Source organism: Vibrio sp. HI00D65, from assembly GCF_001635455.1.
Lineage (GTDB): Bacteria > Pseudomonadota > Gammaproteobacteria > Enterobacterales > Vibrionaceae > Vibrio.
In genome coordinates, this window is the sequence record NZ_LWEH01000383.1 from 1 (window position 1) to 250 (window position 250).

Annotated in this window: 1 pseudogene; it reads left to right on the top strand. The window is 38.4% G+C overall.

Annotated features, from left to right (window positions below):
- Positions 1-69: 69 nt before the first annotated feature.
- Positions 70-250: pseudogene (locus A3712_RS21420) on the top strand (DNA mismatch repair protein MutT); the annotation flags it as partial.

The window sequence follows — 250 nt, forward strand, 5'->3', positions numbered from 1 at the left end:
GACACCTAAGATGATATAAGCTGACCAAATTCTCGACATTTAATAAATCAAAACCATAAAGGATCATCTGTGGAATTTACGCTCGATAAATTTAACGGCATCATCATCAATCCAGCAACAGTCACATATGATGTTGACTCATTCCATGCTGAGCTCAACAAGATCACCGAATTTTCAAAGCAAAACAACAAAGGCATCATTTGGATCAGCTTACCAATTGCATTATCACACCTTATCCCTGTAGCGCCTG